This is a genomic window from Candidatus Baltobacteraceae bacterium (assembly GCA_036488875.1).
GTDB lineage: Bacteria > Vulcanimicrobiota > Vulcanimicrobiia > Vulcanimicrobiales > Vulcanimicrobiaceae > JAFAHZ01.
Window position 1 is genome coordinate 628,637 of sequence record DASXGW010000004.1, and the last position, 13,306, is coordinate 641,942.

Sequence of the window (13,306 nt, forward strand, 5' to 3'; positions counted from 1 at the left end):
CTTCTCAGCGTTCCTGAGTTACACGCCCGCGGGCTGCGACGATGCGTCGCCGATGTCGCCGCCGCTTACGTGGCCGTCGGTTCCGGTCGAGCGACCGTTCCCGCCGCTTCTCTTGCCCCTGAACCGTTGGTCGAGCCAATGCTCGAACGATTTGACGATGACGTAGAGCACCGGCGTGATCGCAAGATTCAAGATCGTCGAGACAACCATTCCGCCGAATACGACCGTGCCTAACGAGTGGCGTGCCGCTTCGCCGGCGCCGGAGGCAAACACGAGCGGCGTGACGGCAATGATGAAAGCAATCGACGTCATCAAGATCGGGCGTAACCGAACCTGGGCCGCGCGCAATGCGGCCTGCACGATCGTCGCGCCTTCGCGCATTTGCTGATTGGCAAACTCCACGATAAGAATTGCGCTCTTGCTCGCGAGGCCGATAAGCATCACGTAACCGACCTGCGCGTAGACGTCCTGTGCCAGCGCCGGATCGAACAGGAACGGGATCGGCAAGTGGCTGCGGAAGTTCATGAAGCCCAGCGCGCCGAGCAGCGCCGCCGGCACGGCCAGCAGCACGATGAGCGGATCGATGAAGCTTTCGTACTGTGCGGCCAGCGCCAAGAACACAAAGATGATGGCCAGGACGAAGACCACCTTGGTCGGTGCTCCCGCCGCAATCTGGTCGAGCTGCAACCCCGTCCACTCGAACGTCACGCCCGTGGGCATCACTTGGCGGGCGATCTTTTGCATCTCGTCGATCGCAGTCCCCGAGCTGACTCCCGGCGCGGAGTTACCCGAGAGCTCGATGTTGCGATAGAGATTGTAATGCGAAATGATCGGCGGCCCCAACGTTTGCTTGGCCGTCATCAGCGCCGAGAGCGGCACCATCACCGCGCCGGTCGCGCTCGTAGCGGAAGTCGCGGCGGAGGAGGCCGGATTGGTCGCCCCCGCACTCGTGTCCGACGCCGGGCTCGCGTGCACGTATAAATTCTGGAGCGAAGCGACGTCGCTGCGGTACGGCGCGTCGGCCTGCACCTGCACCTGCCAGGATCGATTGAGGTACGTGAAGTTGTTTACGTAAAGCGACCCGAGATCGACCTCCATCGTCTGGAAGATGTCCGACAACGAGACGCCGATGGCTTTGGCCTTGTTGCGGTCGATATCGGCTTCGATCTGCGGCGAATCGATGCGGAACTGGGTGAAGACGTTTTGCAGAGCCGGATCTTTAGACGCTGCGCCCATGATGGCAAACGCGGTGCCCATCAGCTTGGGCAGGCCCACGTTGCCGCGGTCTTCAAGCTCGAACTGGAATCCGTTGAAGTTCCCTAGGCCGTTGATCGCGGGCGGATTAAACGCGAAGACCTGCGCCTCGGGGATCGTCATGTAGAAGATGCCGTTGAGCCGCTGCTCGAGCGCGAAAACCGAGTGCGACACGCACGCCTGGCCGCCGTGGCCGAACGTGAAGTTGCACCAGAACGGCGTCTTGCGGTCGCCCCACGGCTTGACCAAGGTAAACACGACGCCGCGATTGGGCGACGTTCCGCTAAAGCCGAAGCCGCCGACGTCGAAAATGTATTGCACCTCCGGCTGTGCCTGCATGATCGCTTCGACCTTGCGGCCCACGGCCTGCTCGCCTTCAAGCGACGTTCCTTCGGGTGCTTGGATCAACGTGATGAAGTAGCCGACGTCCTCGTCGGGCAGAAACGCTTGCGGCGTCTTCCACACCATGAGGAACGTGACGAACAGCGCGGCGGCAAATATGCCGGAGACGATCCAGCGGTGCCGGAAGAAACTCGGAAGCAGACGTGAGTACCAATTGCGGAACCGTTGAAGCCCCGTATTGAACCAGCGGAAAAATGCGGCTTTTGAAACGTGTTCGCCTGAAAGCAGCCGCGCCGACAGCACCGGTGCCAAGGTCAGCGCCTGGAAAAGCGAGATGCTGATCGACGCCGCGATGGTGATTGCGAACTGCTTGTAGATTTGTCCGGTCGTTCCAGGCAGGAAGCCGACCGGGATGAACACGGCGAGCAGTACGATCGAAGACGCGACGATGGCGCTCTGGATTTCACGCATCGCTTCACCGGCACTGGCGATGCCGCTCTGCTTGCCCTTGTTCATCTCCATGTGGCGCGCGATGTTCTCGATGACGACGATCGCGTCGTCGACGACGAGTCCGGTTGCCAAGGTCAAACCGAAAAGCGTCACGGTGTTGATCGTGAAGCCCAGCGCCTTCATGACGAAAAACGTGCCGATCAACGAAACGGGAATCGTCGCGGCCGGAATCAGCGTCGATCGCGGATCCTGTAAGAACAGGAAGATGACGAGAATGACCAGGAGGATCGAGAGGAGCAGCGTGAGCACGACTTCCCGAATCGACTCGTTGACAAACGTGGTCGAGTCGAAAGCGACCTCCCAGTGAATGCCCGGCGGGAACTGCTTTGCCAGCTGCACCATCTTTGCGCGGACGTCGCTTGCGACTTGCAGTGCGTTGGCGGTCGGATACTGCTGGACACCCATTCCGACCGTTTTGGCGTGGCCGTTGAAGCGTAAGGCGTTCGTGTAACTCTGTGCACCCAGCTCGACGCGCGAAACGTCGCCGAGCCGCACGTAGCCGCCGTTGGGATTGGCGCGAAGAATGATATTGGCAAACTGCGTTGGATCGGAGAGCTGCGTCAGCGCGTTCACGGTGTAGGTGAAGGGTTGATTCTTCGGCGCGGGCGGGGCGCCGATGCTGCCGGCCGCGATGGAGACGTTCTGTTCTTGCAGGGAGCTGACGACGTCGGACGCGTCGAGTCCCTGCTGCGCGAGCTTACGCGGATCCAGCCAGATGCGCATCGCGTACTGGCGCTGCCCGAAGATGATCACGCCGGACACGCCCGGAACCCGGCCTATATCGTTGGCGAGGTTGAGCTGAACGTAGTTGCTCAGGTCGAGCGTGCTCATGCCCTTGTCGTCGGACGTCAGTGCGATGCCCATCACGAACGAGCCCGAGTTTTTAACGACTTGAATGCCGACTTGCTGCACCGTCTGCGGCAGCAGGCCGAGCGACGACTGAACGGCGTTTTGAACGTCGGCCGCCGCGATGTCGAGATTCACGCCTAAGTTAAAGGTACACGTGACCGTCGACACGCCCTGCGAGCTCGTCGAGCTGACGTAGCGCAAGCCTTCGACGCTGTTGACGGCTTGCTCCAGGACGGTCGTGACTTGCGCTTCGACCGCCTGCGGGCTCGCGCCGGTATACGTCGCGGTAACCGACACGACCGGCGGTGCGATCTGCGGATATTGCCCGATGGGCAGCGTCGGAAGGGCCACGAGCCCGCCGATCATGATCACCAGCGAGCAGACGATCGCGAGTACCGGCCGGTTGAGAAATGCCTTCGTCACGTTAGGGTGTTCAACTCAGCAATCGTAGTGGGGGTTTCAGGCGGGAAAGGCCTGCTCGGCGTGGTACGAGCTGCGCGAGAGCGGGCTCGAGACAACCTGATGAAAACCTTTTGACTTTGCCAGCTCGCCGAGTGCCGCGAACTGGGCGGGCGTCACGAACTCCCTGACCGGCAGATGCTTCTTGCTGGGCTGCAGGTACTGGCCCAGCGTAAAGATGTCGACTCCCACCGAGCGGGCGTCGTCCATCGCCGCTTCGACCTCGGCTTCCGACTCGCCGAGCCCGATCATCAGCGACGTCTTGGTGTAGCGCTCGGGTGCCCGAGATTTGGCATGGAGGAGCACCTTTAGCGATTGCTCGTAGCCCGCGCGCTTGTCGCGCACCGTTGCCTGCAGCCGGCGAACCGTTTCGAGGTTGTGCGCGAACACGTCGGGCTTCGCGTCCATCACGATGTCGAGCGCGCGCAGATCGCCGCGATAGTCGCCGCTGAGAATCTCCACGCGAGCTCCCGGAGCGCGCTCGTGGATCGCGCGAACGGTATTCGCGAAGATCAGCGCCCCGCCGTCGGCCAGATCGTCGCGATCGACCGCGGTTAGCACGAGATACTTCCAGCCGAGGTCGCGCACCGCGTCTGCGACGCGCACGGGTTCGAGCCAATCGACTTGACCGCGCGGATTCCCGGTCTTGACGTTGCAGAAGCGGCAGCCGCGCGTGCACGTGTCGCCCAAGATCATGATGGTCGCCGTGCCGGCGCCCCAGCACTCCGCGAGATTGGGACACGCCGCCTCGCGGCAAACCGTATGCAGTTCGAGCGCCGCGACTTTCGCCTTGACGCGCTCGTAATCGTCGCCTGCCGGGAGCGATACTTTCAGCCACGACGGCTTGCGTATCAGGTCGATCTCTATAGCCACTGGTCCGTATTATGCCTCAACTGCTTGTTCGTAGGGCGGGGTGAACGTCACGCCAAAAACTTTTGATAGCTCTTTGAGCAGAACGTACTTGGCTTCTTCGACGCTCACCGGCCGGCGGGCTTCCTTCGATAACGAGGTGATGCCTCGCCCCGGAAGGCCGCACGGCACGATCAGGCCGTCGTAGTCGAGCTCCGTCGAAACGTTGAGCGCGATGCCGTGCAGGCAGACCATCCGCTGCACCGCCAGGCCGACGGCGCAAATCTGGTTTTCGCCCACCCATACGCCCGCGTGCTCGCTCCAGCGCGCAGCCTCGATGCCGAACGCCGAGCACGTCGCAATGACCGCGCCCTCGAGGGTGCGCACCAGCGGCACGATTTCGCGAAAGCGCTCGAGCTTGCGAATCGGATAGACGACCAGCTGCCCGGGACCGTGATAGGTCACGTCGCCGCCGCGCTCGATCTCCACCATATCTACACCGCGTCGCGCGAGCGCATCCGCGTCGAGCAGAACGTTTTCGCGCTTGGCTTGTCGTCCGAGCGTCACGACCGGGGTGTGCTCGACGACGATCCACGTGTCGGGTTCGCGAGCTTCGCGCACCGCCTCGTGGAGGCGGTGCTGAAGATCCCACACTTCACGATACGGCCGCATGCCCAGATCGAGCAGTCGTGCCGATGTCATCGCCCCCGAGTATAGCACGGCTGCCGGACGCCCCAAGGTTGAGGAGGGGCGTAGGGGCGCCCGGTCGCACCAAGCCGGATGCTTTGCCGCTCGCTCGGGCTACTGGCAGCACTCGCCGTCGCAGGTTGCGCGCCCGAGTCATGGGCGCCCGTTCCGCACGGTCCCGCCCCAACCGCAGGCCGGACGGTGGCGAGCGGTCTGCTGCTCTACTTGGCCCGCTACGTCAACGGCGTCTCATCGATCGAGGTGAGGCGTTCGAGCGACGGCGCATTGCAGCGGACGCTTTGGGGAGTCAACGGCATCGACTCCATGGCGATCGATCGCGAAGGAACGTTATACGCGTTCGACCAGCGCCAATCGCAGGAGCGCCGCTTTACTCGCGTTCTCGAGTTTGCCGCCGGATCGGTGCGCCCGGACGTGGTGATTCCGCGAGATCACGGTTCGCCGTTCACGGTATTCGTCGACGCCGACGATCGCCTCGTGGTTCCCGACTTCATCCGCTCGACGCTGTCGTTTTTCAATCGCGGCGGAAGGCATCCGTGGCGCGTGACGCGCGCGGGCCTTTGTTGGCCTTGGGGACTTGCATCGGATGGCGCCGGTCACTTGTGGGTTTCGAACGCGAACTGTCCTAAGCTTCACACGCGCGGATCCATCGTCGAGCTGGGCGACGAGGGAACGACGGTGCTGCGCACCATCACCGAAGGCGTCGGCATTCCATGGCGTATCGCGCTCGACGGAAGAGGCGGCGCTTATATCGTCACCTTCTCGAGTACCAGTGAGACGATCAACCTTTACAGCATGGCGACGGGCCATCTGGTGAGTTCGAAGAACGTCACTAACGACCGCGCGGGGCTCGTCGATCCCAAAAGTCCTGGCGCCGATTCAAACGGCAACATCTACGTTCACTACAGCGGATGCGTGTCGTCGACGGGTTACCATCACTGCGTCGACGCTATCAACGTGTATTCTCCGGGCAGCGTCACGCCGTCGCGAACGCTCGAGGCGGGCGCGAACGGGGGTTTCGGCAACATGGCGTTCGACCATCGGGGAAATGCGTACGTCGTCGTCGGTCACGGTGGCGCTCACCCCACGTCGGAAGTGCGCGTGTATTCGGACGGGGCGAGCAAAAGCCGGACTCTGTTACGCGAGCCCGGCCTTTACGAGATTGCGGTGGGCGACTAGCTCTACTTGGCTCCGACCGGCGACGGCGCTTTCGGTTTGGGGTTGACGATGTGAATCGCTTTGCCGTGCGCCGCTTCGGCCGCGTCCATGATGCCTTCGGTCAACGTCGGATGCGGATGCACCGAGAGGCCGATGTCCTCCAGCGTCGCGCCCATTTCGAGGGCGATCACGCCCTCGCCGATCAGCGATTCGGCTTGCGGTGCGACGATGTGCATGCCTAGCAGCAGATCGGTCTTGGCGTCGCCGACGAGCTTGAGCACGCCGTCGCTTTCGTTCATCGTGCGCGCGCGGCCGCTCGCGGCGAGCGGAAACTTGCCAATGCGTACCTCGTAGCCTTTGGCTTTGGCTTCCTCTTCCGAAAGGCCCACGGTTGCGACCTCGGGATCGGTGTAGACGCAGTTCGGAATCGCGATCGGATCGAACGCCGCGGATTTATCGCCGCTGATGACTTCGGCGGCTACGACGCCCTGCTTCATCGCGCGATGCGCGAGCAGCGGCTGCCCGGTCACGTCACCGATGGCGAAAATAGTCGGAACTTTCGTGCGCATCTGCGCGTCGACCGCAACGAAACCTTTGTCGTCGGCCGCCAGGCCGGCAGCCTGAAGGTTGAGGTTATCGGTCACCGGACGCCGGCCGACCGCAACCAATACCATGTCGAACTTGCGAGACTCGTCTTTGCCCCCGGTGCCCTCGCCGTTGAGCGTCGCGACGACGTTCTTGCCGTCTTTTTTCAGGTCGCCGACTTTCGTGTTGAGCATGATCTCGACGCCTTGCTTTTTGAGAATGCGCCCGAGCGTCTTGCCGATCTCGGCGTCGGTACCGGTAAGAATCTGCGGCATCATCTCGACGACGAGTACCTTGGCACCCATGCGCGCGTAGACGGTTGCGAACTCGAGACCGATGACGCCCCCGCCGATCACGAGCATATCCTTGGGAACGCGCTTTACTTGGACGGCGTCGTCGGAGTTGATGATCGTCTCGCCGTCGCGCGGCCACGCCTTGACGTCGACCGGTGCCGAGCCCGTCGCGATCACGACGTTGCCTGCCTTGATCGTGTCGGTTCCGCCGTCTTTCTTTTTGACGGAGATCTCGGTGGGGCTCTTAAACGATGCTTCGCCGTAGATAAACTCGACGCCGTTGGCTTTAAAAAGCGTCTTCACGCCGCCGACGTTGGAGTTGACGACGTCGTTTTTGAACTTCGCGACGCCTTCGCGGTCGACGGTCGGTTTTGCAACCGTCAAACCGATAGCTCCCGCGTGTTCGATGTGGCGAATCACCTCGCCGACGTGCAGCAGCGCCTTGGTCGGAATGCACCCCCAGTTAAGGCACACGCCGCCCACCTCGTCGCGATCGACGCAGATGACTTTCTTGCCGAGTTGTCCCAGCCGGATCGCGGCATGATAGCCTCCCGGCCCGGCACCGATGACGACCGCGTCGACGTTAAATTCTGCCAAGATGTTTGCTCCCGAGCTAATTGACCGCTTGTGAAGGCGTCTTGGTTTCTCGACGTGGTCCCGGAAAACATTGGTTAGAGGCATGACGTAGGTTTGGGGCGCCCTAGGGGAATCTTTCGCGAACCAATACGTTCAAGCGCCCCATGGGTTGGGGGCCCCACGAAGTGGGGGGCGCGGAGGCTGGGCCGGAGCGCCTGTTAAACTGGCCTCATCCATGGCGACCGTTGGACTGCTGCCGGAGCTCGACCGCGATTCGATCGTTCCGCTATACCGGCAAATCTACGAGCACTTGCGCGAGGCGATTTTGACCGGCACCTTGCCGGAGTCGACCCGTCTCCCGCCCGAGCGGAACATGGCCGAAAAGCTCAACGTCAATCGCAGCACGGTGGTGCACGCCTACCGGGAGCTGGTAAGGGAAGGGCTGATCGAGCAGCGCGTGGGCTCCGGCTCTCGCGTCATTCCCCAACTGCGCGGCCAGCCGGAGCGCTCGGCGGCAGTGCCGTGGTGGGTGACCCTGCCGCCGTGGCGCGTCGGCGAGTTTCCCAACGTGCTCGGCGAGCTGGCGGCAAAGCAAGAGAGCGGACGGATCTCGTTCGTACAGGGCGTCGCGCCCGACGAGCCGTCGCCGCTGGGCGAGTTGGCCAAGTCGTTCGGACACGTCGCGCGCGATCCGCGCTTCGTGCTTTCCTACGGCGATTCGGAAGGCTACGAACCGCTGCGTGCGGCGATTGCGGCGCGAATGAACGCACGCGGCGCGACGACCGTTACGCGCAACGGCATTATCGTGCTCACCGGCTCGACGCAAGGGATCGCGATCGTAGCGCAAAGTTTGGCCGAGGCGGGCGACGAGATCATCGTTGAATCGCCGTCGTATCCGGGCGCGCTGCAAGTCTTTCAGATCAACGGTTTGCGCGCGATTCCGGTGCAGGTCGACGACGAGGGCATGCGCGTCGACCACGTCGAGGCGATCTTGCGCACGCGCCGTCCGCGTTTCATCTACACGATGCCGTCGCTGCACAACCCGACCAGTGCGACCATGAACGCCGATCGCCGCGAACGCTTAGCCACCATCGCCAAACGCGCGGGCGTTCCGATCGTCGAGGACGATCCGTACGGGCCGCTCGCGCTCGACGCCGGTCCGCCGCTCGTCGCGCTCGCTCCCGATTACGTCGTCTACTTGTCGACGTTTTCGAAAACCATCGCGCCCAGCTTGCGCGTGGGTTGGCTGGCCGCGCCGCGAACGATTCTCGAGCGGCTGCTTCTGCGCAAACAAGCCTACGACATGGCGACGAGTCTCTACGTACAGGCCGCCGTGACCGATTACTTGGAACGCGGCTACGACGCGCACGTCGAGCAGCTGCGCGAAGAGCTGCAGCTGCGGCGCAAGCTTGCCGACGAAGCGATCGCGCGTCACTGGCCGGCATCGCTGAAGGCGAGCAGTCCGGCAGGTGGATTCTATCTCTGGGTAACGACGCCGCGCGAGGTGCGGGCGCGCGCGCTGCTCGACGCCGCCGAACGGCGCGGCGCGTCGTTTCTCTTCGGCGAAGCGTTTTTCGCGAGCTCCGGCGGCGACCATCACTTCCGCTTGGCGCTGACGGCCGTTACGCGAAAGGAAATCGGCGAAGGTATTCGCCGTATCGGCGAAGCGTTCAAGAGCTTACGCGCGTGAAGCCGATCGAAAGCCGCTTGCTGGAGTGGTACGGGGTGCACGGGCGCGCGGACTTGCCGTGGCGCGTCGTGCGCGATCCGTACTATACGCTCGTGAGCGAGTTCATGCTGCAGCAAACGCAAGTCGATCGAGTGGTGCCGAAGTTCCGCACGTTCGTCCAACGCTTTCCGACGATCGAGACGTTAGCCGCAGCGTCGGTGGCCGACGTGCTGCGCGAGTGGAAGGGGCTGGGATATAACTCGCGTGCCGTGCGGCTCAAGCGCGTTGCCGAAGCGGTCGTCGAGCGCCACGGCGGCCGCATGCCCGAATCCGCGAGCGCGCTCCTCGACTTGCCTGGAATCGGACCTTACACGGCCAGCGCGATTCGTGCGTTCGCGTTCGACGTCGACGACTTGCCGGTCGATACGAACGTGCGGCGCATCGTCGAGCGCGTCGGACAACCGCTCGAACCACCGGGCGGAAAGGCCCACGACTGGGCTTCCGCGCTCATGGATTTGGGCGCGACGATTTGTAAGGCTCGCGTTCCCAAATGTTTGCTTTGCCCGCTGCAGAGCGAGTGCGCGTCGGCGCCGCTTTCGCCGAGCGCGTGCGTGCCGGCTCCGCGTAAACGCGGCGATACGGTTCCCTTCGAAAAAACCGCACGGTACGCGCGCGGCCGCGTCATCGACCGGCTGCGCGAGCTGCCGCCCGGAAAACGAATTTCATTTCTCGATCTGCACCGCGATCTCGAGCCGTTACTACCCGGGCGTACGGTCGAAGAGGTTCGCGCGTTCGTTCGCGCGCTCGAGCGCGACGGTCTGATCGCCCGTGACGGCGAGTCCGTAGCGCTGGCGGAATAAGCCATGTCCGTACGCGAGCTTTTCGAAGGGCGCCGCGGCCGCGTCGCCGCGGGCTTGCTGGTTTCGGAGTTCGTTGCGGCGACGCAAGGACTGGTCGTTGCCGCTATCATGCCGCGCGTCGTCGCCGATCTGCACGGGCTCGGTGAATACGCGCTCGCGTACACCGCGTTCTTTGTGGCGTTCTTCCTCTTTCTACCGTTTGCGGGACCGTGGGCGGATCGCTATGGGCTGCGTCGCGTGCTCGCGATCGCACTCGCGCTGCTCGGCGCGGGATTGGCGTTGGTCGCGGTCGCGCCGAATATGCCCGCATTCTTGGGAGCGCGCTTCGTCGAAGGTGTCGGCGATGGGCTCGATTATGCGATGTCGCTTACGGCGATCGCGAAATCGTTTCCGGATAATTTGCGTACGCGCATGATGTCGTTCAACGCGACGATGTGGGTGGTCCCGGGGCTGGTCGCACCGGGGCTAGGCGCGTTCGTCGCAACGCAGTTCGGCTGGCGGTGGGCCTTCGCGGGCCTGCTGCCGCTGATCGTCATCGCGGCGGTGCTGATTTTGCCGGCCGTCGAACAGCGGCCGAGTTCGGAGCGCACCGATCCGCTCGGAGCGCTGCGAGTGCTGTTTTCGCGCGCGACGCTCTTTGCTCGCGGTTCGATGCACGCGTCGCTATTTGCGTTTGCGCTGCTGCATGCCGCGTTCTTCGGTGCCGACGCATACGTCGCACTCGCCCTCGTCGGAGTGCGCGGACTCTCGCTCGAGGCGGCGAGCATCTGCATCACGGTTGCGGTGCTAGGCTGGTCGGCAACGGCATTGATCTCGCCGTCGATGCAAGAGCGCTGGGGAAGTGCGGCCGTCGTCGTAAGCGGAGCCGCGGGATGCGTCGTCGCAACGGCGGCGTTCGTGGCCATTGCGCTAGGCGCGCCGATTTGGCTCGCGTACGTGGCCTGGGTCGTCGGCGGCGCGGGAATCGGCTTTGCTTATCCGACGATTTCGGCCGGCGTGTTCGGCGGCGCGTTGGAAGGGCGCGAAGGCATCGTCTCGTCGGCCATGGCGCTCTCCGCGGTCGTCGGCCTTCTCGTGGGTACGTCGATCTGCGGCATACCGATCGCGGCCGCGACCCGATTGGGAACGCCGCTACGCGATGCGCTCGCGCTGACGTTTGTGCTTGCGACGTTCTTCGGCGTAGCGCTGATGGGCGTCGCCGCGAAGACTATAGCTCGAGAAGCTCCAGGTCGCACGTAGCCGTGACGATGCGGCTTTGGCGCGAGTGAACGTCGACGACCGTGTAGCTGTGGATCGGCTCGGAATAGAGCTGCAGCGTATAGGCCATAACTTCGGTCGCGTTGCGCACGCGGTGCAGCTCCTTGGGACCGCCGCGGTGATCGACGTCACCTAAACCCAGCGAGATTTTCTCGGCCGGGCGCAGCTCGACGACGGCGCTGCCTGCGTCGTCGTCGCGATTGAAGTTTTCCACCTCGAGCGCGCCCTCCATCATCAACACCCAGCAGTCGGAGCTGCCGTGATCGTGAATCGGGCTGATCGATCCGGGCGACCAGCGCATGACGACGATCTCGTAACGCGGCAAGCGCAAAAGCTGCGTGCGCGTGTATGCGTAGGGAATCAGCGGTAGACGGTCGCGATAGCTTGCGAAGCGTTGTGCGTAGCGTTGCATCGCATCGAGAAACTCGTCGTCGCCCATCGCTTGCGCGAGCCGATCCATGCCGGCCGTCACGAAGCGGCCTCGAGTGCCGCCCGCGAGCTTTCCGCCACGACGGCTCGAGCAATTGCAGCCGCCTGTTCGCGCGTCTCGGGGACCGCAGTCGTTTCGTACAGCATGCCGCGCAGCGGCGGTCCCAAGGTGAACAGGCGATCGACCTTATTGCCGCCGGCGTCGACGACGTGCAGATCCGGCGTCGCCTCGACGCCGAGACGCAGCCGGTCGGCCCGAATGGTTCCGCGGCGCATGAGGCTCTGCACGAGCGGATGCCGCACCCGCTCGTAGTTGCCGTTTGGTCCGGTACAGTTCACCGCGCAGGAAACCACAAAGCGGTTTTTTCCCGCCGGGCCTTCGACTCCCACTAGAATGCGCCCGTCGGGCGTCTGGGTTGCCTGCGACACACGCCCCCGATGCCGGACGAGCCGCCCATCGCGGTGAAGCCGCTCGCACGCGGCGGCGGTCTTCGGTGGAACGCGATACCGGTGAACGGCCCAAAAAACTTCGAGATGGCGGAGAAAGCGCGCGCGATCTCGCGGCGTCCACGACATCCAGATGGCGGGACTAACGTCACGAATCGCCTCGACGACGTCGCGCCAATCGCCGCCCGCGGCGCAATGGTTGCGAGCCGCCGCTCGCAGCGAGCGCAGGAGATCGTACGGCGTGTTCGTTTGCAGGGCGAGCTGCCGGGGATCGAGCGCACGCGCAAACGGATTCTCGACGCACGGCATGAGACCGCGGCGCGAGACGACGTGCACGCATCCCTCGAACTCCCGCTCGTCGAGCATCGCCACGGTATCCATCGCGGTCAACCCGCTCCCGACGATCAGCACGTCGCCGCGAAGGTGCGCCGGCGCCGGGTCGAAGCGCCACGGATCGGCGACGAATCCCGGATGACGGTGGAGCACCTGCGGCAGAAAAGCGTAATCCGGCGGAAAGTTTCCAAGAGCCAACACGACGTGCCGCGCGATGCGTTCGCCGCCGTGCGCGTCGACGACGGTAAAGTGTTCGGCGCCGGCTACGACGTCGACGACTTCGGCGCGCAGCGTTTCGAATTCGGGCCGGTGCTCGAGTGTTTCGCGCAAACGCTCGCGAAGATATGCGCCGAAACGACGGCGCGAGATCAACGCCGATTCCGGCTCGGTTCGCAACCAGTTTACGAGATGCCGTTTGTCGCCGGCAACGGCACTCATCGCGCGCGCCGTACCGTTCATGTACAGCCGCTCCGATGCCGGGGCGTACGCGCTTCCGGGCCCCGGTTCTCCCGCATCGATCAAAAGCGCGCGGAAGTCCGGCGGGGCCATCAGCGCGAGCTCTGCGGCGACCGTCGTTCCGGCAAGACCTCCGCCGACGATGACTGCGTCGAAGAGCTGGCCTGAATCCATGGCCCAATTATTATCGGCCGGGGGAGCCTACATTTCGCTCATGCCGTTGTCGGCTCGGGTCTCGTTTACCGGAGTAAACTTCGACCGTCGCCTCCTAGGCC

10 protein-coding genes are annotated in these 13,306 nt (G+C 63.8%); 4 read left to right on the forward strand and 6 right to left on the reverse strand.

The window, feature by feature from the left end; translation table 11 throughout:
* Positions 1 to 18: 18 nt before the first annotated feature.
* Genes VGG89_08510 through lipB form a run of 3 tightly spaced genes read right to left on the reverse strand, consistent with a single transcriptional unit; the run spans position 19 to position 4,965 of the window.
* Positions 19 to 3,378, reverse strand: coding sequence for an efflux RND transporter permease subunit (locus VGG89_08510; protein ID HEY1976572.1), 3,360 nt, complete (start codon positions 3,376 to 3,378; stop codon positions 19 to 21).
* A gap of 36 nt (positions 3,379 to 3,414) precedes the next feature.
* Complete coding sequence (gene lipA / locus VGG89_08515; GenBank protein HEY1976573.1) at positions 3,415 to 4,287, reverse strand: lipoyl synthase; 873 nt, start codon at positions 4,285 to 4,287, stop codon at positions 3,415 to 3,417.
* A 9-nt stretch (positions 4,288 to 4,296) separates the two neighbouring features.
* Entirely contained in the window at positions 4,297 to 4,965 is a 669-nt protein-coding gene (gene lipB, locus VGG89_08520; protein ID HEY1976574.1) for a lipoyl(octanoyl) transferase LipB, read from the reverse strand.
* Between the two features lie 186 nt (positions 4,966 to 5,151).
* On the opposite strand from lipB, the gene VGG89_08525 reads away from it, so the two are divergent.
* Positions 5,152 to 6,147, forward strand: coding sequence for a hypothetical protein (locus VGG89_08525; protein ID HEY1976575.1), 996 nt, complete (start codon positions 5,152 to 5,154; stop codon positions 6,145 to 6,147).
* 2 nt (positions 6,148 to 6,149) lie between these two features.
* Here VGG89_08525 and lpdA read toward each other — a convergent pair whose 3' ends face one another.
* Positions 6,150 to 7,601, reverse strand: a complete 1,452-nt coding sequence (gene lpdA / locus VGG89_08530; GenBank protein ID HEY1976576.1) for a dihydrolipoyl dehydrogenase — start codon at positions 7,599 to 7,601, stop codon at positions 6,150 to 6,152.
* Positions 7,602 to 7,815: 214 nt separating this feature from the next.
* On the opposite strand from lpdA, the gene VGG89_08535 reads away from it, so the two are divergent.
* The 3 genes from VGG89_08535 to VGG89_08545 are packed head-to-tail and all read left to right on the forward strand — an operon-like array spanning position 7,816 to position 11,348.
* Complete coding sequence (locus VGG89_08535; protein ID HEY1976577.1) at positions 7,816 to 9,270, forward strand: PLP-dependent aminotransferase family protein; 1,455 nt, start codon at positions 7,816 to 7,818, stop codon at positions 9,268 to 9,270.
* Complete coding sequence (locus VGG89_08540; protein HEY1976578.1) at positions 9,267 to 10,109, forward strand: A/G-specific adenine glycosylase; 843 nt, start codon at positions 9,267 to 9,269, stop codon at positions 10,107 to 10,109. The genes VGG89_08535 and VGG89_08540 overlap by 4 nt, the downstream gene beginning before the upstream one ends.
* Positions 10,110 to 10,112: 3 nt before the next feature.
* On the forward strand, positions 10,113 to 11,348 hold the full coding sequence (locus VGG89_08545; protein ID HEY1976579.1) for an MFS transporter: 1,236 nt from the start codon (positions 10,113 to 10,115) through the stop codon (positions 11,346 to 11,348).
* On the opposite strand, the gene VGG89_08550 is transcribed toward VGG89_08545, so the two are convergent.
* Both VGG89_08550 and VGG89_08555 read right to left on the reverse strand, forming a co-directional pair.
* Complete coding sequence (locus VGG89_08550) at positions 11,317 to 11,838, reverse strand: cysteine dioxygenase family protein (protein ID HEY1976580.1); 522 nt, start codon at positions 11,836 to 11,838, stop codon at positions 11,317 to 11,319. The genes VGG89_08545 and VGG89_08550 overlap by 32 nt on opposite strands.
* The gene (locus tag VGG89_08555) at positions 11,835 to 13,205 is read right to left on the reverse strand and encodes an FAD/NAD(P)-binding protein (GenBank protein ID HEY1976581.1); all 1,371 of its coding nucleotides are present in this window, start codon (positions 13,203 to 13,205) and stop codon (positions 11,835 to 11,837) included. Before VGG89_08555 ends, VGG89_08550 begins: the two co-directional genes overlap by 4 nt.
* Positions 13,206 to 13,306: the final 101 nt, after the last annotated feature.

Excerpts from the sequence above, each read along its gene's own strand:
- VGG89_08545 (HEY1976579.1), top strand. The coding sequence starts at position 10,113 with ATGTCCGTACGCGAGCTTTTCGAAGGGCGCCGCGGCCGCGTCGCCGCG.
- lipB (HEY1976574.1), bottom strand. The coding sequence starts at position 4,965 with ATGACATCGGCACGACTGCTCGATCTGGGCATGCGGCCGTATCGTGAA.
- VGG89_08535 (HEY1976577.1), top strand. The coding sequence starts at position 7,816 with ATGGCGACCGTTGGACTGCTGCCGGAGCTCGACCGCGATTCGATCGTT.
- VGG89_08555 (HEY1976581.1), bottom strand. The coding sequence starts at position 13,205 with ATGGATTCAGGCCAGCTCTTCGACGCAGTCATCGTCGGCGGAGGTCTT.